26 protein-coding genes are annotated in these 19,840 nt (G+C 35.2%); all 26 read right to left on the reverse strand.

Features of this window, described 5'->3' with window-relative positions:
- Position 1: 1 nt before the first annotated feature.
- On the reverse strand, positions 2 to 298 hold the full coding sequence (locus RDK80_RS00840) for a hypothetical protein (RefSeq protein ID WP_308523188.1): 297 nt from the start codon (positions 296 to 298) through the stop codon (positions 2 to 4).
- Entirely contained in the window at positions 295 to 999 is a 705-nt protein-coding gene (locus tag RDK80_RS00845; RefSeq protein WP_308523189.1) for a DUF2612 domain-containing protein, read from the reverse strand. Before RDK80_RS00845 ends, RDK80_RS00840 begins: the two co-directional genes overlap by 4 nt.
- A gap of 11 nt (positions 1,000 to 1,010) precedes the next feature.
- A complete protein-coding gene (locus RDK80_RS00850; RefSeq protein WP_308523190.1) occupies positions 1,011 to 2,195 on the reverse strand; it encodes a baseplate J/gp47 family protein in 1,185 nt (394 codons plus the stop codon).
- Positions 2,195 to 2,563 (reverse strand): hypothetical protein, encoded by a 369-nt coding sequence (locus RDK80_RS00855; protein WP_308523191.1) that lies wholly within the window; start codon positions 2,561 to 2,563, stop codon positions 2,195 to 2,197. Before RDK80_RS00855 ends, RDK80_RS00850 begins: the two co-directional genes overlap by 1 nt.
- Positions 2,564 to 2,587: 24 nt before the next feature.
- Positions 2,588 to 3,304 carry a Gp138 family membrane-puncturing spike protein gene (locus RDK80_RS00860; protein ID WP_308523192.1) on the reverse strand — a complete coding sequence of 239 codons (717 nt, stop codon included), beginning with the start codon at positions 3,302 to 3,304 and terminating at the stop codon, positions 2,588 to 2,590.
- A 17-nt stretch (positions 3,305 to 3,321) separates the two neighbouring features.
- Complete coding sequence (locus RDK80_RS00865; RefSeq protein ID WP_308523193.1) at positions 3,322 to 4,224, reverse strand: hypothetical protein; 903 nt, start codon at positions 4,222 to 4,224, stop codon at positions 3,322 to 3,324.
- Positions 4,217 to 4,558 carry a hypothetical protein gene (locus RDK80_RS00870; RefSeq protein WP_308523194.1) on the reverse strand — a complete coding sequence of 114 codons (342 nt, stop codon included), beginning with the start codon at positions 4,556 to 4,558 and terminating at the stop codon, positions 4,217 to 4,219. The genes RDK80_RS00865 and RDK80_RS00870 overlap by 8 nt, the downstream gene beginning before the upstream one ends.
- 4 nt (positions 4,559 to 4,562) lie before the next feature.
- Positions 4,563 to 5,153, reverse strand: coding sequence for a phage baseplate protein (locus RDK80_RS00875; protein ID WP_308523195.1), 591 nt, complete (start codon positions 5,151 to 5,153; stop codon positions 4,563 to 4,565).
- Entirely contained in the window at positions 5,153 to 7,471 is a 2,319-nt protein-coding gene (locus RDK80_RS00880) for a hypothetical protein (RefSeq protein WP_308523196.1), read from the reverse strand. The genes RDK80_RS00875 and RDK80_RS00880 overlap by 1 nt, the downstream gene beginning before the upstream one ends.
- A gap of 5 nt (positions 7,472 to 7,476) precedes the next feature.
- Positions 7,477 to 7,734: a hypothetical protein gene (locus RDK80_RS20065; protein WP_374041659.1), complete on the reverse strand. Its 258-nt coding sequence runs from the start codon at positions 7,732 to 7,734 to the stop codon at positions 7,477 to 7,479.
- Entirely contained in the window at positions 7,650 to 8,123 is a 474-nt protein-coding gene (locus tag RDK80_RS00885; protein WP_308523197.1) for a phage tail assembly chaperone, read from the reverse strand. Before RDK80_RS00885 ends, RDK80_RS20065 begins: the two co-directional genes overlap by 85 nt.
- A gap of 15 nt (positions 8,124 to 8,138) precedes the next feature.
- Positions 8,139 to 8,570, reverse strand: coding sequence for a phage protein (locus RDK80_RS00890; protein WP_308523198.1), 432 nt, complete (start codon positions 8,568 to 8,570; stop codon positions 8,139 to 8,141).
- 14 nt (positions 8,571 to 8,584) lie between these two features.
- Entirely contained in the window at positions 8,585 to 9,688 is a 1,104-nt protein-coding gene (locus RDK80_RS00895; RefSeq protein ID WP_308523199.1) for a DUF3383 family protein, read from the reverse strand.
- Positions 9,669 to 10,262: an LIC_12616 family protein gene (locus RDK80_RS00900; RefSeq protein WP_308523200.1), complete on the reverse strand. Its 594-nt coding sequence runs from the start codon at positions 10,260 to 10,262 to the stop codon at positions 9,669 to 9,671. Before RDK80_RS00900 ends, RDK80_RS00895 begins: the two co-directional genes overlap by 20 nt.
- Positions 10,262 to 10,636 (reverse strand): hypothetical protein, encoded by a 375-nt coding sequence (locus tag RDK80_RS00905; RefSeq protein ID WP_308523201.1) that lies wholly within the window; start codon positions 10,634 to 10,636, stop codon positions 10,262 to 10,264. The genes RDK80_RS00900 and RDK80_RS00905 overlap by 1 nt, the downstream gene beginning before the upstream one ends.
- Entirely contained in the window at positions 10,637 to 11,119 is a 483-nt protein-coding gene (locus tag RDK80_RS00910) for a hypothetical protein (RefSeq protein WP_308523202.1), read from the reverse strand.
- Between the two features lie 9 nt (positions 11,120 to 11,128).
- Positions 11,129 to 11,605, reverse strand: coding sequence for a DUF4054 domain-containing protein (locus tag RDK80_RS00915; RefSeq protein ID WP_308523203.1), 477 nt, complete (start codon positions 11,603 to 11,605; stop codon positions 11,129 to 11,131).
- A gap of 9 nt (positions 11,606 to 11,614) precedes the next feature.
- Entirely contained in the window at positions 11,615 to 11,974 is a 360-nt protein-coding gene (locus RDK80_RS00920) for a hypothetical protein (RefSeq protein ID WP_308523204.1), read from the reverse strand.
- Positions 11,975 to 11,993: 19 nt separating this feature from the next.
- Entirely contained in the window at positions 11,994 to 13,034 is a 1,041-nt protein-coding gene (locus tag RDK80_RS00925) for a DUF2184 domain-containing protein (RefSeq protein WP_308523205.1), read from the reverse strand.
- Positions 13,035 to 13,047: 13 nt separating this feature from the next.
- Positions 13,048 to 13,551, reverse strand: a complete 504-nt coding sequence (locus tag RDK80_RS00930; protein WP_308523206.1) for a hypothetical protein — start codon at positions 13,549 to 13,551, stop codon at positions 13,048 to 13,050.
- A 17-nt stretch (positions 13,552 to 13,568) separates the two neighbouring features.
- Complete coding sequence (locus RDK80_RS00935; RefSeq protein WP_308523207.1) at positions 13,569 to 15,023, reverse strand: DUF2213 domain-containing protein; 1,455 nt, start codon at positions 15,021 to 15,023, stop codon at positions 13,569 to 13,571.
- Positions 15,024 to 15,087: 64 nt separating this feature from the next.
- Entirely contained in the window at positions 15,088 to 15,357 is a 270-nt protein-coding gene (locus RDK80_RS00940) for a hypothetical protein (RefSeq protein WP_308523208.1), read from the reverse strand.
- An 11-nt stretch (positions 15,358 to 15,368) separates the two neighbouring features.
- Positions 15,369 to 16,202, reverse strand: coding sequence for a phage minor head protein (locus tag RDK80_RS00945; protein WP_308523209.1), 834 nt, complete (start codon positions 16,200 to 16,202; stop codon positions 15,369 to 15,371).
- Positions 16,189 to 17,697 (reverse strand): DUF1073 domain-containing protein, encoded by a 1,509-nt coding sequence (locus tag RDK80_RS00950; protein WP_308523210.1) that lies wholly within the window; start codon positions 17,695 to 17,697, stop codon positions 16,189 to 16,191. The genes RDK80_RS00945 and RDK80_RS00950 overlap by 14 nt, the downstream gene beginning before the upstream one ends.
- Complete coding sequence (locus RDK80_RS00955; protein ID WP_308523211.1) at positions 17,694 to 18,968, reverse strand: PBSX family phage terminase large subunit; 1,275 nt, start codon at positions 18,966 to 18,968, stop codon at positions 17,694 to 17,696. The genes RDK80_RS00950 and RDK80_RS00955 overlap by 4 nt, the downstream gene beginning before the upstream one ends.
- On the reverse strand, positions 18,968 to 19,795 hold the full coding sequence (gene terS / locus RDK80_RS00960; RefSeq protein ID WP_308523212.1) for a phage terminase small subunit: 828 nt from the start codon (positions 19,793 to 19,795) through the stop codon (positions 18,968 to 18,970). The genes RDK80_RS00955 and terS overlap by 1 nt, the downstream gene beginning before the upstream one ends.
- Positions 19,796 to 19,840: the final 45 nt, after the last annotated feature.

Genomic DNA, 19,840 nt, shown 5'->3' on the forward strand with positions numbered 1-19,840 from the left:
CCTATACCTCCACTTCTGTTAGTTTAATTGAGAATACGAGAAGTAGTCCGTGCATATCTTTCTCTATCTTTTCAGCTTTATCGATCAAAATCTTTCCACTTTTAGAAATTACTTTTGATGAAGTAATTTCGCCTCTTAAAGTATCATCCAGCTTAAAAAATATTTTCACTATATTTACACTTATGTTAGTCCTATATAGCTCAATATGTTTAGTCTCATTGTCTATAATTACCTCACCATGACTTACAATCCCTAATATACTTTCTGCTATTTCCTGTATTCCTTCATTTGTAATCATAGCCTTTCCTCCCCACTTTTAAATGTTCCTGTAATCTTATACCTTTGAGAAGTTTCCATCTTGCCTGTATTTATATTAAATTCGGTACTAAAATCAATTCCTTTGTTTTGAATATAAGGTTTAGTTCCACAAAGGAATGTACCGCACATATTGTAAGGGATTTGATATTTTTCCATGTTAGTTTGTAAGTTCAGTTGACTATTTACCTCTATTATAAATTCATAGTTTATACGAACTCCCTCTGGCTTTGGAGCTATATATCCTCTAATCATCAATTCTTTTTCTAGAGAAGATGTCATTCCTACAACCATTAAATCCATTGACATATCTTGATTATCTATAATGGATAATCTATATTTAGGGAATAAAGTTTTCCAAAGTTTCAAAACTCCTGGAATGGTTCCATCCCACTGGTTCATTGAAATCTTGGCTAATTGTAAAGTTCTATAGATATCATCTTTTAGTATAGGGTTTGAACCATCTGCTGGTTCAAAATCCAAGATTCTTGAAATTCCTATTATTTCACCTATTATATCTTGTTGCTTTCCCTTAGCATCATATATATTAAAATCTTCATCCATTTTACATAAAACATTAGATATATAATCTATTAGATTAAGATTTTCCTTTAGCCAAGACACGAACTTATTCTTAGTTTTATGTTGTGAAGTAATTTTACTTAAATATTTTTCATTTCTCACATCAACTCCCCCTAAATAACATTGATGACTATGTTTTCAATATTTCCCTGTGTTACCTCATTGAAAGCTATCCTTATATCTTCAGAGCTTTTGTTATTTTCATCAGGTCCAATCTCAACAGATGCTATAGAAAAACTAGGGGCTCTTAAATCCTTCATAGCTGTTAATGCCACTCCCCATATAGCAGAAATTGAAAGATTATCCCCTATAGTTAGACTATTTAAATACTCATTGATATTTTGCTTTATTCTTTCTGATGTATCTGTTGTATAGCCCTTTAGCTTTTTTACTGTTACAGTTACATATACCTCTTTGTATGTCGGTCTGAAAAACCTTATAGGGGGTGAACCTACTTGACTATACTCTTCAGTTATATTAATTTCTATATCTCCATAGGTATAACATCCTGGAGTCTTTTTATTATAAATTGCTTCAGCAATCATATAATTATCTCCACCCTCCACTACTGCACATATGCTGTGTGGAGGTAATGTATTTATATCTATTTCATTAGTATCATTTTCATATACCTTATATCTAGTAACTCCTACTATACTGGCTATAGCACCAGCTGTACCATCTAATACAGTTTTTGAAGGCAGGGCTGTACTAACGGCTTGTCTTGCCTTAAGTTCTGAATCCTTTTCTCTTGCTTGGCCTAATGTCGCTTTAGTAGAATTATAAACACTAGACCACCCTTGCGTTGGAGTTACTATTGTATCTATATCACCAATATCTACAAAAGTAGGACCATACACCTGACAAATTGCCATCACTTCCATTTTACCTGTAAAAGGTATAGTAATTTCTGTTGGTAAATCCCAGTTGTATTTATTCCTTTTATCTTGTACGATACCATTTAAAATTTTAGTATTAGGATCTCCTATTATTTCAACAATACATGTACTTCTAGTAGCTGCTTTCCTGCTAATTCCATTAATCTTTACAACCCCATCAAGTCCTCCCCCAATTGCACTGGCGGGTCCTCTATTGTTATATACCAGTTGTGATGTTTGATAAGCATCATGAATTTTATCAGCTACTATCGATATAAATTGATAATCTTGGCTATCATTTCCTAAATAAATATCTTGGCCAAAGATTAATTTGGCCTGTTCTATAAGATGATCTCTAATATCTGGATAGGTAGGAATATGCAACCCTCCCTCATCTATATATGGAGTAAAATAAGTCATTACATCACCTCTTCAGATTTAATTTCAAACTCTCCATACCTAGTCTCAACTATCGCAGAAAAAGTATATTCTCTAGTTTTGAAATTAAAGTTTCTTTGAAAATCCTTTAAACCAATTACATCTTGGGTAGATAATATTCTTTCTTGAATAATTAAATCAACTCCATTAAGATTATCTTCGCCTCCAAAAGTACCTAATATTTGTTGAAATAGAGGCAATCCATCTTCTGTGTTTTCCCACCATTCCTCTAATAAAAGCTTAAGCCTTGTTTTTATCGCTTGTCCAACTGCTTCCCTACCAAAAAGAAATATGTTTTTTCGATAGCCTAATACATAATCTCCATCAGAATCTAATGATCTATATTTCATATTCAATCCCTCCGATTTGGTTCTTTATTCAGTCTTTGTTATAGATGACGGTTCTGGTGAAGGGCTATTTGGTGATCCGCTAATACCTGCTGGTGTTGGATGGGTATGGCCATCAAGCCATGATTTTAAGGTCATCCCTAATGGCACTCCCTCCATTGCTCCTGCTCCAAGCTTAATGTCACTGCTATCAATTGTAACTGATTCAGCATAGACATTAACTTCTTTATTGGCTCGAATATTTATGCATTTGTTATTAGTAATTTCTATGTGGCAATCATTTTCTTTGTTTCTTAATTGCACTGAGTCCATAGAATAGTTTGTTATAGCCTTAGGAACACTCCCTACTCCAATAATTGCAAATCCATCAGATAAGTCATGCCTTCGAGTCTCTAGTTGATTTTGTACTCCTCCTGATTGCCACCATGCATCAATACACATATCAGCGAAAACAACTAGGCATTCATCACCTTTAGCAACTGGAAAAGTTATAGAGAAACCTCCTGCCTTAGGAAAAATAACAGGAACATCAAGAAGCATAGGAATTTCCATCATAGCATGTTCACCAGATGCGTTTACCACTTTTTCTCTTATTGAGGGTTGTACTGTAGCCGTCTGTGTAATTGGATCAAACTCCTGAATTATTCCAGGTATTGCTACTCTAAGTTTTGAAGCTGCACTCTCCTGTGAACGCAGCTGTTGTTCTTGTGAACCTCCGATTCTTTCACCTATTCCTAGTACCATTCTAATCTCACCTTCCTCTATCTCATTGATGTGCCAGTCTGTGGTATAGATCCAGCTTGAGTAATTGCTTCAAATTCTGTGTACCAATCGTTTCCCCTGGTATCTCCAGAATGAATTAATTTTATTACTCTATATATCCCATCTGAATCCAATTGTTTCGCTGTTTCCCCAGCCTGAGCCTTTTGCATACGAATAATACTATTGTCTATGTGAATAAAGGTATTCAAGTTAATTCTAGGATTTAGAAGACATTTGCCTTTAATTCCATTCTCTGTTTGTTCAGGAGTACCTATTAATCCACTATCTGGTCCAAGACTAAGTATTTGCCCTGCTGGTAAATCCGTAGCTTTTACTATATTGACCACCCCATCGTTTACGTAGAAAGTAGCATCTTGAGAACGGCTTATTTGCCTTAAGTAATCCCTAGATAATCCAAAAACGACCTTCCCTCTTGCAAGTTTCACATTATCCAAGCTGCTTGATATTGCTCCTGTCTGAGTAGGATTTGAAGCCTTGCTAGTAAGTTCATTGGCTATGCTCCTCTGGGTCTGACCTTTTCTAAAGGAGGTACTTATTACCCCACCATTTAAAAACTTGTCGCCATCTTGTGATATGAGTTGGAGTGCATAAGTAACCCCTTCTTCTTTACTGCGAATAGGTTGTACTACATTTCCACGAAAAATCATGCCATATTGTTCTCCTTCGTAGCCGGCTTCAATAACAATATCATTACCACTAACTATTATTGAATTTTCAGTCTCCGCTGATAGATTATATATTGTGACATGTGATAAATTCGGCTCCTCGGCCATACTCTTTTCAACCATAAATGTACATCTAAGTTGAGACACATCTAATGCTTTGTTATTTCCTACTCCTACAAGAATCCTATACCTTCTTCCATATAAAATATCACCCAATCGTATCACCCCACACTAAAATATAATCAGTACCTAAGTTTTTATCATTTGGCTCGTCAGATAGATCTATTGTTGAGGTATTAACCATTACAGCAGAGCCAATGCGTAAATATGAGTATTGTTCGAGCAAATTAGCAGCTGGATATTGTCCTGTTAACAGGGGAACGGAATCTATGAGAATTTCATCAGTTAAAGCATCAGCAACAGTCATAACCCAATATTCAGCAATAGTATTGTATCTTATATTAAATTTCAGCTCGATATTTTTCCCGTCAACTGGGATAGTTGCTTTAAAACTTTGATTAGGTTCAGTTGTAAGTGGAATCTCATACATATCCTTAACCTCCTTTTAAAAGATTTGTAGTTTGCTTTAGGACTGATTGATTTGGCTTAGTCACTTGCTGTGTTCCTTTGTTGGTTGCAGCAGTTTTCTGAGGACTTTTACTTGATGATGCTTTGCTATTCATTTCAACTGTTTTTACTCCTACAACTATTATTTCACGTAATGTCACTGTTGCTCTTAAACCATTTAAGGTTTGCCAGTCATCTGGTACAGATATAACCTCTATAAGCATATTTTTATATAGCTTTAATCTAGTGAGTACATCCATAGGAATACGTTGCTCTTGTAGTTTCCAAAGAGTATCAATCGCCGATACACTCCTGGTATATTTTTGATTAAATTGACCTTGTATAAAGCTGATACAAGCATCAGACATTCCAACTTCAATAATTAATTCTGCTGGCTCTACATAAGCATGGTCTGTTATAGCTGCACCTGTTTCTACTGGATGTTGAGTGATTTTAGTTTTTCTTGTATGGTCCAACCTAAGGTAAGCATCAAAGAAAAATCCACCAATGTTAGTTTTGCAACCTATTAATTGCTTTATGCTCCCTTGACCAAATGGAGAGTTCTCGTAAACAGCCATTACACAATCACCCCTTGAGTATTTCTAAGCAACAATCCTGTAGAATTTATTGTACCTTTGTTTATCGCATTTGCGGTTGCCTCTGGATTACCTGAGCCATAGATTTTATTGTTAGTTTGAGGACTTATCGTTATATTGTTAATTGTCACATTCCCACCATTTGAAGTGTAACTGATGTTTTGCTGTTCATTAAGTCTACTTTGAACACTAAAAAGGACACTTGTCATTTGAGAAAGTGCCTGTTTTATTCCATCTATATTTGATACACCACCAGATTTTTGATCGGGGTTTATAAAATCTTTTATCTGTGACAATATCTCCCTTGCCCTATTTGGTTTAGTAAGCGGTATTACAGCCTCTGCTCCATCCTCAGCTATTTCTGCTTTATGCCTATTATAGAATACTCCACCGCTAGAATGACCTACAGGTTTAGGATTTGGTTCATCATTTGGATCTGGTTTATCTTTCCCGAATATACCTTTAACTTTATCACCTATTCCACCGAAAAAGCCTTTTATCTTATCTACCTTTTCTTTAAACCAATCTACTAAAGGAGAAAAAGCATTTTTAATAGCATCTACAGCACTTGAAAATGTTTTTCCAAACCATTCTCCTATACCACTGAAAATATTTTTAATTTTATCCCATAACTCTATAAAAAATTCTTTTACTTTATCCCAGTTTTTTATTAATGCTATTGCTATAGCTATTAATGCGACTATAGCTGCTATCACAAGACCTATGGGGCTAGTTAAAAAGGCTATAGCTGCACCAAATGCAGTAGTAACAGTTGCACCAATTCCAGCAACTACATTCCATGCCGTAGTAGCTGCCGTTTGTGTCCATGTTGCAGCTGTACTTATCCCTTTGATTACAGCATCTTTTGCATACAATCCGATTAAATATATTGTTTCTGCTTTATCTATAATCTTGGCTTTTGTTGAAGCTATAGTTGCGATAGTATCCGCTGCTTTAGCTTTAGTAGAAGCAGCTATTGCAGCTGTGGCCTTATAAATGTCTGCTATAATAATTCCTAACTTCCATGTTACAAATGCACTACCAACACCTTTAATAATTGACTCCACTGCACCAAATTTATTCATCCAAGTTATAATGTCAGTGACTTTTCCAACCACAAATGTTAATAAATCGATAGCCTTTGGTAGTCCTTTATCAATAAACCATTCAAGAGCTGATCTTCCAGCTTTAAAAGTAATCTCTTTAGCAACATTTGATACAGGCTTCAATAATTCTATAAATAAATCTTTTAGTCTACCTATTAGCTTTATTAAACTTTCAATTGAGCCGCTTTTCTCAAATTTCTCAAATAGGCTTATTAAATAAGATTTAAGTTCATTAATCTTTTCACCGGAATAGTTAAAAGCCTTAACCATGTTATCTTTAAACCTATCAATAGCTCCACTATTTTTAAGCACTTCGTAAATATCTATTAACCTTTGCCAAAAACCACCTAAAAGAGCGTCTCCACCATTTATATAAGTATAAAAATCATCAAGTAAAAGAAGTATGCCGGTTATAACCATTGCGAGTTTTCCTATAGGTCCTGAACGAATCAAAAGTCCTAATGCTGTGATTGCGGCTCCAACAATTTTAAGTTCCTTTGGAATCATGTCGAAGATCCTTTTTATTGCAGTAAAAACATTAACTGAGCCTCTAACTAGAGTGGTACCAAGTCTAACAACCCAAGACAATACCTTTGCTATTTTTTCTGTCCATTTAGGCATGTTCTTTATAACAATATCATTCAGTCCTTTGAACCCCTCTTGTATCTTTCCGATAGGCTCCTTTAAGTATTTTGTAAGGTAATATCCTATCCAGTTCAATGCATAGGTAGCATTCTGTTTTAACCTTGTAAACTCAAATTGAATTTCTCGTATTTGCTTCATGCCTTCAGACATATCAGGAGGTTGTACTTTTTCCGCATCTTTTTGAAGTTGCTTAAAATTTGCTTTAAGTTCAGCGTTAGAATTAACTTCTTCCAAAGTTCTTCCCATAGCTTTTAAAGTAGTATCTAGTCTAGTTGCTTCCTGCTTGGTTTTACCTATACTTTTAGCATACATCTCCATTGCAAGGTCTGATTTCGCCATATTACCTAGAAATTTTCCTATAGCTATATTTGCCATAGCTGTAGCAGAAACAACAGCAACTCCAGCAATTGCAAATTTACCTATAAAGGTGGTGGCAAATTTACCCATCTTGTTACTGCTATCATCTATAACTTTATTAAAATTTTCCGTAAAATTATCTTGCAGTCCCATGGCAACAAGGTATTCTTTTATAACATCAATACCAGCCATACTAACTATTCACCTGCCTTTCTTTCTGCGGCTTCAACTGCTCTACGTTGATTTTCTTGCTTAACTTCTAGTAACTCATTTATATCCAGCAAATCATCTAAAGTATAAGTCCCATCCCACAGCTCATGTTGTTTCCATAAACCTGCAAGGACGGGACTAAATAAAAATTCATCTACATTTACTGCTTTGGCTGGAATAAATTCGAGAGTGGTTTCAGGATTGAAGTCAAGCGGCTTACGTCGAAAAAACCTGATATTCCCCACATTATGGATTCAACTACAAGCCTCATTACTAGCACTGGATCAAATTCCAAATTCATTACTGCATATGAGCCATTTGCATTTTTTACTTTTGTAAATCCTGCTGGCAATTCTTCTTCACAAACATTCAAAGAGGAATCTATAATCTTATTCAGATCTTCATCGGATACAAGGTCTAAAGCCCTAGATATAGATTCAAAATTCAAGAAGTCCGATACATTGTTCATATCCACTTTCTTTCCTTTGTCACCAAACAAAACATCTGTAATGGAATTAAATGCAGGTAGTAGTTTAGCTGCTAATAATTTAGATAGCTTAATCGCTGTAGCTGCATCATATTTTGTTATCCTGAATCTTCTACCTTCTATTTCAATAATCTTATAAATTTCCATTATTTATATACCTCCCTAATTATCATCTATATTGGCAGCCATTAGGTTCCATGTAACCTGCTGTCCTTGTGCTTGATATGGCTTGTCTGCTCTTTTCTGAAAAGTAACCCCAGTACATACTGTTCCTTCTCCAAGTGTTAAATGTCTAAGTATTATTGAAGCTTTAGCCCATTCACTAGAAGAAGCAACTTCAAGATAATTATATAACCTATCTAACCATTTATTCAGTGGTGATGATTGCTGTACTGATATTGCGACTGTACCGTTCTTTGACTTAATCTTTGATATCATTACTGAGCCATCTGCACTTACATCATGAGAAGTTACATCATTGGCTCTGGTAATTGTTATACTACCAATACCCTCTCCATTCATGGAAATTTGTCCTACACTTGGATGAGTAAAACTACAATTTAGGTCTTGAAAGCTGTAAACAGTATCACTCATATTTTTATACCTCCTTATCTATCAACATCTATTTGGAAAACCACATGTTCAATTGCACCAGCTAATTTTATAGCTGCATAAAGCGGAGGAGATTTTCTAGCATCTCTATCAGCTTTAGATTGTGCCGCGATTGGCTCTGATTGAATAAGATATCCTCTCGTTAATGTATCTCCTGTAGTTAATTCAATCATACTTGGTCCACTCCATACTCCTGGTGCAATAAATCCTTTATTGACTGCGGATTCAAAATCAGGTGTAATTGCTCCAATTATACTTGTTACTCCTTCATCTGTCTGAGGAATCTTTGGTCTACTTACAAGTAAATCCATAATTGAAAGTTGTACTCCATTGGCCAATACATCAAGATTTATTACTTCGTCAAATGGAACTCCGTTGGCCATAACCCCCTGTTCAAATAAATCATAGGTAGCTCCACGGTTTATATAAATATTTCCGTTATTACTCTTTATATTTTGCAGCTGAGTTTCGTCTACATTATCAACCATAACTCCAATTTCTTTTTTATAGGCTAAAGTATAGGCACTATTTGCTAATCCAGTATTTGCACCTAGAGCATATCCCATAATAGCAGTCACGGCATCAGGAGTTTTTGAATACTGTCCTAAGGTTCTAAGTCTATTAAGTGCCTTTAAAGTCTTAAATATATTGCCTTCAGTATTTGTCATAACATCTGCATCAGATGTAGTATAAAATAATACAGAACTAGGGGTAGCAACTTCAATATATTCTGATACTGATATAATATCTTCCTTTACTGCTCCACATATAGTTACTGCATACCATTCTCTATTAGCTGCTCTACAAGCCTGTACTGCTTGAAGTACCGTTTCCTCTGCTCCCCATAAACCGATGGCTACTTTGTCCGGCCTAGGTTTTTGCTGGAAATATAAAGATGCAGCTTTGTATTCTGGACTATCATTTTCAAAACCATCTTCGGCCATGGCTTCTATTCCTGAATAAATTTTTACTCTTGTTTCAGCACTAATAACCCCACTTTTTCCAACTATCAACCCAAGGTTAAAGCCACTTCTTGCCGCTGATTTTGGTGATAAATTGATAATAACCTTTACAACATCATTAAGGCTTAATACCGCCATTTATTATTCTCCTTTCCGTTGAAAAATTTTTACTTACAAAGTTAATTGCAATGTCTTCTATATAATCAACTGCCTGTTCTCTCCTAACATATAGATTAAAATTCACCTCAAAATCAGAACGCTCCCACCACTGCCCACTGAATAATTCAGGAGCCCTAACAGGAGCGACTATATCAGGTACTAAGTATAAGTGATTTTGATTAAACATTTCTTTGTATTGTGGAAGAAATAAAGAATGTTGGAGTAGTTCCGCATGATCATAACTGTTAGGACCATAAAGAATATAAGCACAATTTACCACCCGTGTATATTCCATTATTCTAGTTAGCTGCCCTTCAATTTCCTCATGCCTTACATTACGTTGGCGATTTATTAAATCGTCTCTTTGTGTAATAGATAGAAAGCATATATCTTCATCAATCTTCCATGCAGGAGCTCCAGATGTTGGCCATATTGTACGTACTCTTGATATTTCTTTCTCATCTTTGCTATCTGGATTAAGTCCTAACATAAGCATTGTAATACTCCAAAATATTTCTTCTATCTCATTGAGTTTAAGAACTACATCTGCCATCAACTCCCCTCCATTCTTACACCAAATGCTTTTACATATCCATAGTCAACGAAAGGCATAACTTGAACTACCTTATATCTCTTATTATGCCACTCTATTTCATCAGATGTTCCAGAGTCCACTTCTTCATTTCCTGTACGTGTTAAGTATATGTCCTTTCTGCTATAGAAACACATTACCCCCTTAACTCTATCGCCTTCAGGAAGTTGTTCAATGTCTTCGGTACTTGCAGGTTGAATTATACCAAAATGCTTTATCTCTTTTTCCTCCTGGATGTACTTTCCCTTTTTCCAGTTTCCTGATTTCCTATAGGCTATAAAAGGTTGTGCAAAGTCTGGATCTTCTATTAAAAAAGATATATCTACCAAAGACATCTATCTCCCTCTCTTTCTAACAACATAAGTTATAGATTTTCTTAGTTCTCCTGAATCTATTAGAGGTCTTGTACTCCCTTTGAGTTTAATAGTTTTAGGAGAGTTTGGCGCCCAATTATTTTTAGGATTAGTAAACCATGCACGGACGATGTTCTGTCCTTGCATGCCTACCCTTTCAAGAGATTCAATTGCTCCTTCCTTATTTCCATCAAGAGCTTTTTGAGCTGATTTTTTAATTAATTCGGCTACTTGTTCCTTATTATCCTCTATAGCAGGTTCAATAATGGGACGTGCAGGAATACCACGAAGCGGAGAACCTTTAGTATGAATGAATGCTAATTCTGCATTAGATATAGCTCCCTCTCTTGAATCTTTCTCCTGTGGAACTCCTACTAATACGTCAAGTTCACGTATGGATTTAATAGCATCTTGTATCGATTTTAAATTATGATCTAACTCTTTTATTTCGGTCAAAATCTTCAATCTAACCACCTACCATATATAAATACCACCCATACCTATAAGCTTGGCCATAGATGCTAATTGCACCCCAAATGTTGTAAGTTTCCATGCAGCCCAGCCATCTAGGTCTGATAATGCTGTAGAAAAGTCGTAAGTGATAGATAAATCTCCAACTGACTTAGATGTTACTAGTCCTTTTGTTTGAGCTGCTTGCATGACTGCATGAGCTCCACTCTTTGGATCCGCAAAGCTTTGTACCCATAAAGTACAAAAATGAGCAACAAACAATGACATTCCTAGTTTCCAGCCATCCTGCCACCTAGATTGTTTAATACAACTATCAGCAAACTTTACATACATATCTAAAACTTCTGAAGGTACTATCTCTTTTTCATCACTATCTTTTCCAAATTGAGGGTATATCTTCAAGAAATCCTCAGTATTAAAGGGCGGATTGTTGCCCGCCCTTATGTTTGATGCTTGACCTACTATACCATTAATAGTCATGCCATCACCCTATTCCTCTTTATCTTCTACAGCTTCCTTACCAGATTCTTTTCCAGCTTCAGCATTAGCAACTACTTCTCTAAGTTTTTGTATTCCATAGTTACCATATCCTTTTAGCCCAAGTTCTTTGGCTTTTGCCTTAAGTTGCTCTAGTTCAGATGGTTCTGTATTCTTTTCAACATTCTTGGATTCTACAATAACAATACTTCCATCTTTTAAAGCTAAATTAAAGAACGCAGTATTTCTAACCCATTCTGGAACAGTAGAAAAAGTAAGAGGTGGAACACTTACTGATTCCACCGTCTTACCTGCTTCTTTTTTCTCGAATTTATAAGCTTTATATGAGTATACTTTAAAATTATCAGCCATTTATATATTCTCCCTTCTCCTATATTCCATCTACATACATTGCTGGAGACAAGTATAGATATTTTACTTCTCCGAATTGTCCAGCGTATGCAGTAAGATATGCCAAATTCTCAACACTTGGTTGTGTCATTACTCTACTAAGAGGAACAGTTATATCAAATTGCACTCTGTCCTCATCATTAGCATAAGCAACCATTCTATCAGTTTTTGCTGTACCAGCTCCTATACACCATCTAGATGGAGCAATAAATAAATCTATTCCTTGATTCTTACCTATATTGTTTTCAAGCAAGAATTGAAGAATAGATATGTTTCCAGCCTCAGATATCTTTTGGCTTACTAGATATGCATAATGTTCAGGTGGTAATAAAATATGATTTGCCATACCAGTGAGGTCGTAACCAGAAGCCGCCCATGTATCATTCATAGCTTTATTTATGTCCATGAGAATTTCATCAGGAGTTTTATCACTCCATTTTGTTTTTCCAGCTTCATTCTCTCCTGCTGAAACTGCTGTAACTTGAGGATTGTTAACAAGTCCATAAGTCCCGAAGTCTGGGAATCCTGTATATACGTTCATATCTACAGTCTTATCATGATTTAGTCTAATACCTTTATCTAAGATATCATCAAGTTGTCTTCCAATTCCTTGTAATTTCTGCTGATCCACGAAAGGTACTTTCAGAATATGTCCCCAGCTGAATACCTTGTACACATCTTTACCAATGTCAGCTTGCATTATAGGTATATCATTGGTTTGACCATTGATAATACCGTTTGTGTCTCCACCTGTTGTTGCGTAACTAACATTGTACGCGCTAGTGGATTCTACCCATCCTCCACCAGTTTTCGCTACAATATCTCTAGCCCAAGTGATACTAGTTAATGGTTCTCTTAATTTTGGATCTCTTTTTTCAAGTTCTCCAATTAGAAAAGCCATACCACCAGATATCATCGCATCTTGTGTCCTCATAGAACGAGGAACTGCTCCACCACCTTGAATATTTATAGCAGAGGTTGGCATTCCTCCACCTAATCCTAATGAACCTAAGTTAATCATCTACTTTCCCTCCTTATGCATTTCTGCTTAATATAGTAATTTCAGCTACCTTGTTGGCATCTATTTGTCCTGTTGTGAACACTACATTGCTTAATTCAATTGTATTAACTCCATCAGCTGCAGCTTCAAATCCTCCAATAACACCATTTGGAAAAGCTGAGTTTTCAGCAACTCTAATATAGACTTTTCCTCTAGCTTTAGGAGTACCTACATTTACCTCAACTGTTACAGAACCTCTTGTAATAACATCGGCTGGTTCATTTTCTAAATACATTCCAGTAGAGTTGTAATAATCAGCAGTTTGTTTTACCTCTCTTACTGCTACTCCTACAAAATTCGTTGCTGCATGTCCTTCTCCAAATGCAGAAAATGAGTTATCGTCATTCATTACTACAGGAGAACCAAATGCAATCCCCTCTCCTTTAACCCTTCTGTTAATAATGATTGCATCATTACTTCTTGAAACACTTCCTGGATAACCATAATTTAATTTTTCTTGAATTACTTTACCTGGCATTGTTTATGACCTCCTTATTATTTTTCTTTGTAGTGAGGATTGTATTTCTTAGCAATATCCTTACCAAGTTGACTTTCATCTTCTACCTTTGCATCTTTCAACTTAGTAGAAGCTGCCCTTTTCTTCGTTTGAAGAATTGTTCCATATCCTCCGGGCTGAGTGCTTTTAACTCCCATTTGCTGTCTAATTGATTTTGCAAAGGCATCTGAAACTCTTTTTCGCTCCTTTGCATCTTTGATTTGAGCGATAATTGGTTTCATGCTCTTGATATGATTTAATAAAGCTGCCTTATCTGCACCCGGTATAGGATTTTGTGGAAGAGCTGCAGGGCTAACAATAGATCCATCTTCATCAATCGTCTCTTCGTCTTCTACTTCTTCATCAGACATACTTAGATCTTCGTCAATTTCCTCAGCTGATACAGTGACTTCCTCTTCATCGGTAAGCTCATTGTCACTTAAAAGTTCCTTTTCTAGTTTTGCAAGAGGGTCTTCTTCATCTACTGTTTTTCCTGCTTTAAGTTCAGCAATATCATTTTTCATTTGTTCTAATGTCTGAACAACTGTCTTATAGAAATCTTCCTCTTTTGTTTCTGAATGAATATCTTGGTTAGTCTTAACTTCGTTGTCTTTTGGTTTAATTTCCTCATCCTCCTTTGAGCCATTCATAGCTTCTATTGCATCTGCTATTTCCTCTACCTCTGCATCCATAGCGAAGGCCTTTAACATTTTAGCAAAAATACTAGTTTTCTCATTTTTTTTAGCCATAGTCTTTTTACTCCTTCCATTTTTAATTTGTGGTTTATTATCTTTTATTGCTACATCTGCTCCAGCCCTGCCAGCTGTAACAACTGCAACGTGATTCCCTCTTATACTAGTTTGATAAAAATTCCCATCTTCTCCAAGGATATATACACAATCATATCCGCAACTGATTTCTCTTTTTCCTCTTTCAATTTCTGATATTAGGGTGGGATCACATATCATTAAGTCCCCTATCATTTTGTCACTATCTTCACCAGTCCCCCTGCGAACATTTTGAGCATGCCCTTTGGCATAACTCGTATAATTATCAATTCTTACCTCATCACTAGGGTGTTCATTTGTGACTGGTTTCCCCTCAAAACTAGCAAGTGCATTTGGGTCAAATACATCTTCTTCCCTTCTGTAAACTTGTACTATCTGGTCAAAATATTCTCCTTCTAGATTTAACTCCTGCCCTAAATATTCTTGCATACCTGTGCGGGATAAAGGAACATTTTGACAAACTAAATAGCCTTCTGGGGTCTTAGTTATATTGTTACTTAATCTCGACCCGTAGAAGGCTTTACCTGCGTATTTAACATCTTTATTATTTTTTCCTGCCTTACTTATGGCTATTGCTAAAGCTTGACTATACGGCATACCACCTACCTCTAGTTTTTTTATATTTTGAGATATAATCTCCTGACTATTGCCCTCCTTTAGCGACATTCTTTTTTTCACCCCCTCTCAAATAAAATAAAAAAGGTCTTATTTCCAAAACTAAACTACATTATTAAAAATGATTAAAAATGCGCTCATAATTACTTGCTATTAAATCAATATAACATTTGAAACTCCTTTTACTATCATCATCTTCTGGTATTGGCCTTGTTACTAATTCATTTAGTAATCCTTCTGTTGTTATAGAACTTAAATCTAAATTGTTATCCTTATCAATTCTTTCGTCATTAGCAAATTTATTATATAAATCAATTACTCCCTCTGGTGACTCAGCTTCATATTTGCGTTCTATTTCTCTAACTTTTTCAGTATATTTATACATGAAAATCCCTCCTATGCTATTTCTTCAAATTGCTTTCTAGTCATCGTTTGTATGCTGCCATTATAATAAACCTTATGCGGCCATTTAATAAAATCTAAACTAACTACAGGTTCAGGGTAACATCTACAGTTGTATATATTTCCAGCATGATAATTACCTACTGATATTTGACCTACAAGCCTTTCAGGAGACGGTGGTTTTTTCCAGTTTACAAGTACATCCTCCATATGGTCATGACTTTTACGTACTCTTGCATCTTGGGAAGTTCTCCATATATACCAATTCAAGCCTAAGCTTTCTGCTCTGGCCATTGTTAAGGCTGTAGAAGTTTTACTTGTTTCTGTTCTAGCAATTACCTCGATTCTTGCCTTGCTTTTATCAGGAATTAGTGATATTAATTCTTTAGCAATATCTGAAGCTCTTTTCCCTCTTAAGCTTTCCTCTTGGATATATGTTGTACAGAAGTCAGCTATATCAGATGGCAATGTTGATATTAGTCTTGCATTATTACTTATTTGCTCTACTACCGCTAATCTTATTTTAGGATTTTTTATTTCTTCCATAATTGCATGGTAAATATCTCTACTCAAAGAACTATTTCTTGCTGCTTGTCTCCAAACTTTAGCTGAGTCATTAAAAACATTAGTAACCATTTTCATGGCCAAGCTTTCACAGTATTCTTGATAAGGTTTTTGATTTGATATTTGCTTTAATAGCCTCACCATTTTATATGGATCTTCGGTTTCTCCTATAGCTACATTAATTTGATTAGTAATATTTTTTAATGCCCTATTATATCCACGCTCTATTCTTCTTTTAGGCTCCCATATATTATTCTGTGCCATTTCTTATATCCTCTTGGTCCTCTTTTAAGATAGAGGAGAAATTCATTCCCATTAAATTCGGCATATCTTCTCCTGGAATCTCTAAATCATTACTTGCATTCATAATGTCTTCATCAGTGATATTACTACCTATTCCTGTAAGGTCTGATGTTTGTCTAATTTCTTTTAATGCTGTCTTTTGTGAGAATAAAGCAGCATTATAATAATTAACAATGGTATCGGAAATATTCTTACCAAGGTTCTTCCTTTCTTCCTCTGTAGGTCTACGTACAGGATTAAATGTATAATCTAAGTCATCTGGAATAGCTCCAAATTCAGACATACACATAACGGGAAGTAACTTATCAATAACAGGCCTTAAATGTGCTTCTTGCTTTTCTTCTATACTGTCATAGTAATTTTGTAAATCACTTTCCCCTGTAGCATTAAGTCCTGCCGGAGATCGACCAAAAAGTTTTGTTACAGGTATTTCAGCCGCACCAGCAACATCCATCATGAAGCTGTCATATATTTCACTCAACCCGGAGAAAGAATACTGATGTGTAGCGAAATCATCTTCCTTATCCATTAGATACATCCCCATATTGTTCATTAACCAGTTTTGAGCTTGAATTGTGTTGTATAGCTGCTCCTGAACCTTATCATTACCAACTCCCAACATTTGTCCCATATCCTGCATTTTTAAAACTCTAAGATTAGCTAAAAAAACAAGCTGTGCAATATTCCAGCTTGTATTATCTCTTTTCTTTAATTCTTCGAATACATGCTCAAGTTCAGATGCACCCCAATATTGCTCTGTTAATTCTTCGATATAGGGGAGTGATTTACCAATAAATCTAACAACTCTTGTATGATCTATTTTTAAAGTACCATAAACACTTGTTGTAATGTTATAGTAATCAGGAAGTCCAAAATCTGGATCATTAATATCTTCCACTAGAGTAGAACCAGGAGAAATGCCTGTCCATCTATCAAGTATAATTAATCCTTTGAAGCTTCCCGGCATAACCATATCTAAATCTAGTGGCTGATCTAATATATCCTCATGCCCATCTATCATAATTATGCCACCTGCTCCACCGTAGAGCCTTCCCCACTTTAACCCTTCTAAAACTTTTGCTCTTATTTTAGTAGTTCTCTCCATTCTTATTAATTTACTCAAAGCATCAGGAGCAATCTTTGATGTCATCTTATACCAGTTCTTACACATATCCTCAGGTACAGTGTCAATTAACCTTTGTACAACCCAATGTTCTCTATATAAAGTATTTAATAGTTGAAAATCCTTGGTGAGCCTTGACATTGTATAAGTTGTAGAATCTAATAAATTAGGTGTACCCGCTCCTAGTCTTGCAAGAAAATTACTAAAAGCATCAAGTGTCAATCCCAGAGGTATATTATTTTGAGATTGATAATTTGTTTGATTATTTTTTGTATTATCTTTTACCGCCTGGGGCTTGTAGCCTTGACGGTTCTTTCTATTTTTCTTACTCATGCCGCAAACCTCCAGTTTGGTATCATAGTTTTTATATAGTATCGCAATGCATCCATAGCATGGTCATTTTGCTTAATAGGTTTCGTTTCCCCTCTTTTAGATGCCTTCTCATCCCACACATATGAAGCAAATTCTTTTCTTGTATTTATACATCTTTTATGAACTCGAATCAATCTTCTCTTAAGCATTGAAGCCACCATTCTAATTCCATCATTCACAGAGTTATCCGCATCTTTTACCATATATCCTCTGTTTCTTAAAGTAACTTTAAAAGAAAGGGCACTAGGGTCTAAAATGATAAATGTAGGGAAATCTTTTCCAACGAATTTGTTGAGGTCATCTGCGTATTCAACATCTTCTTTCTGTCCATCTTTATTACCATCATGATAATACTCATTCATTATCCATACTGTCGTTCCATCATCATAAATATCAAGGAATACAGTTGGATTGCCAGTACCATAGTCAATGGCTATATGTCTTGTGGAATTTGAAAATAGTCCTGGTGGAATATCTTTATCATCAAATAAATTAACTTTATCATCCCACATCTCATAAATTATACCTTGAGCCATAACCCATAGTCCAAGTACCATACGGGCATACCACATTCCAGTATATGCAGACCTTATGAACTCCTTATATTCATCATCTAGATTTGGATTATCATCAAGATTAAAATGCCATACCTTCACCATTCCCGATTCAAGCTTCTTTTCATCAGTTATATATTCTGTATATAGATAGTGAAATGGACTATCAGGATTAGTTGTACCATATAATTTAGCTCCTTTAACTGATAAACGGTTAAGAAGCTGCTTAAAGAATTTTTCAGGCATTAGAGAAAGCTCATCGCAATAAGCACCAGCCAAAGTTTTACCTCTAAGGTATTTTTCTGATCCTTCGTCTTTTGCTCCAACAATTTTAATTTTCCTTTGCCTTTGTACCTCTTTGTACTCTTTTCCTTTTTTAACAGTTTCTTTCCAGTATATAGTTAAGTCTCCACTGTTACGGTTGTATTTATAATTATCAGAGCCTAGAGTATCAAATAAGTCATTAAGTACGTTGTCATAAACTGTGTCTTTACTTACTCCAGTCATAATAAGAAGTCCTTTAGGACCCCTCCTTATATACTCAATCCACTTTGGAATCATTGTTACTGTTTTAGAGGAACGAACAGAACCTTCAAGAATATTAATACGTGCATCTTCTTCTATAGGAGTTAAAATAAAGTCAAGAGATTTATCTCCCCATTGTCCCCAATCAATCATTAAGGGTCACCCCTTTGACTTCTTAGTTCTCTAGCTGCATCTATACTTCCCATTAGAGCATCAATATTTCCATCCCCGCCAGTATCTTTATTCATTCTCTCTTTTTCAAGGGTTAGTCTTTCCGCACTCTCTTCCATCTTAGCAAGTAGATTTATACATACTATTTTTCTTGCTTGTATCCTTGTAAGTGCTTCCTCTAGTTTATATAGAAGTTCAAAATCAGAAATCGTATGGGTGGTAGTTTCTTCTTCGATATACTTATATTTTTTATTCTCTGCCACTTCTACATCTGTATCAATTACATTTTTATCATGAACATAAGGAACGTTCTTGCTTTCCAGCTTTCTCTTGACAACATCTTTAATATTCAAACCTTTTGTAGATGATTTGATCTCTTGAATCTTCTGCATCATTCTAAATTCTCTTACTGTAAGTAATTGAAGTTCATGTTTAAGTAAATTATATTTATCAATATCAATAGCTTCTATTAGAGCATTTTCTTCTTCACTTAAACTACTAAAAAATATATTTTCAAATTCTCCAGTAACAAGCCTATTTTTATTACCAGTAGGAGCTCCCCCACCCTTATTCCCTACTGCATTTTTATTTCCCTTAGGAGCTCCCCTTGATTTTTTAGGTTGCAACTTATCATTTTTAGGTTGCAACTTCTTTTTATCATTAGTTGCATCTTTTTTCTTTTTCCAATGTCTAGATGCCCAACTTTTTACTGCACTCTCTGTTACATCATATTTCTCTGCTATGTCCTTATATTTCATACCTTTGAGGTAATCTTCATAAGCTAAATCTTTCTTATCCACATTATCCACTACATATCACCACCACCCAATTAAGTTAGAATTAAGTTTGAACCA

The sequence above is a fragment of the uncultured Tissierella sp. genome (genome assembly GCF_902479755.1).
GTDB classification, from domain to species: domain Bacteria; phylum Bacillota; class Clostridia; order Tissierellales; family Tissierellaceae; genus Tissierella; species Tissierella carlieri.

What these genes read in the sequence shown, in the direction of transcription:
- RDK80_RS00915 (WP_308523203.1), bottom strand. Translation starts at nt 11,605, where the DNA reads ATGACTATTAATGGTATAGTAGGTCAAGCATCAAACATAAGGGCGGGC.
- RDK80_RS00940 (WP_308523208.1), bottom strand. Translation starts at nt 15,357, where the DNA reads ATGTATAAATATACTGAAAAAGTTAGAGAAATAGAACGCAAATATGAA.
- RDK80_RS00950 (WP_308523210.1), bottom strand. Translation starts at nt 17,697, where the DNA reads ATGAGTAAGAAAAATAGAAAGAACCGTCAAGGCTACAAGCCCCAGGCG.
- RDK80_RS00840 (WP_308523188.1), bottom strand. Translation starts at nt 298, where the DNA reads ATGATTACAAATGAAGGAATACAGGAAATAGCAGAAAGTATATTAGGG.
- RDK80_RS00895 (WP_308523199.1), bottom strand. Translation starts at nt 9,688, where the DNA reads ATGGCGGTATTAAGCCTTAATGATGTTGTAAAGGTTATTATCAATTTA.
- RDK80_RS00920 (WP_308523204.1), bottom strand. Translation starts at nt 11,974, where the DNA reads ATGGCTGATAATTTTAAAGTATACTCATATAAAGCTTATAAATTCGAG.
- RDK80_RS00930 (WP_308523206.1), bottom strand. Translation starts at nt 13,551, where the DNA reads ATGCCAGGTAAAGTAATTCAAGAAAAATTAAATTATGGTTATCCAGGA.
- RDK80_RS00890 (WP_308523198.1), bottom strand. Translation starts at nt 8,570, where the DNA reads ATGAGTGATACTGTTTACAGCTTTCAAGACCTAAATTGTAGTTTTACT.
- RDK80_RS00925 (WP_308523205.1), bottom strand. Translation starts at nt 13,034, where the DNA reads ATGATTAACTTAGGTTCATTAGGATTAGGTGGAGGAATGCCAACCTCT.
- RDK80_RS00850 (WP_308523190.1), bottom strand. Translation starts at nt 2,195, where the DNA reads ATGACTTATTTTACTCCATATATAGATGAGGGAGGGTTGCATATTCCT.
- RDK80_RS00885 (WP_308523197.1), bottom strand. Translation starts at nt 8,123, where the DNA reads ATGGAAATTTATAAGATTATTGAAATAGAAGGTAGAAGATTCAGGATA.
- RDK80_RS00945 (WP_308523209.1), bottom strand. Translation starts at nt 16,202, where the DNA reads ATGGCACAGAATAATATATGGGAGCCTAAAAGAAGAATAGAGCGTGGA.
- RDK80_RS00860 (WP_308523192.1), bottom strand. Translation starts at nt 3,304, where the DNA reads ATGGTACTAGGAATAGGTGAAAGAATCGGAGGTTCACAAGAACAACAG.
- RDK80_RS00880 (WP_308523196.1), bottom strand. Translation starts at nt 7,471, where the DNA reads ATGGCTGGTATTGATGTTATAAAAGAATACCTTGTTGCCATGGGACTG.
- RDK80_RS00875 (WP_308523195.1), bottom strand. Translation starts at nt 5,153, where the DNA reads ATGGCTGTTTACGAGAACTCTCCATTTGGTCAAGGGAGCATAAAGCAA.
- RDK80_RS00935 (WP_308523207.1), bottom strand. Translation starts at nt 15,023, where the DNA reads ATGTCGCTAAAGGAGGGCAATAGTCAGGAGATTATATCTCAAAATATA.
- RDK80_RS00900 (WP_308523200.1), bottom strand. Translation starts at nt 10,262, where the DNA reads ATGGCAGATGTAGTTCTTAAACTCAATGAGATAGAAGAAATATTTTGG.
- RDK80_RS00855 (WP_308523191.1), bottom strand. Translation starts at nt 2,563, where the DNA reads ATGAAATATAGATCATTAGATTCTGATGGAGATTATGTATTAGGCTAT.
- RDK80_RS00905 (WP_308523201.1), bottom strand. Translation starts at nt 10,636, where the DNA reads ATGTCTTTGGTAGATATATCTTTTTTAATAGAAGATCCAGACTTTGCA.
- RDK80_RS00955 (WP_308523211.1), bottom strand. Translation starts at nt 18,968, where the DNA reads ATGATTGATTGGGGACAATGGGGAGATAAATCTCTTGACTTTATTTTA.
- RDK80_RS00870 (WP_308523194.1), bottom strand. Translation starts at nt 4,558, where the DNA reads ATGTATGAGATTCCACTTACAACTGAACCTAATCAAAGTTTTAAAGCA.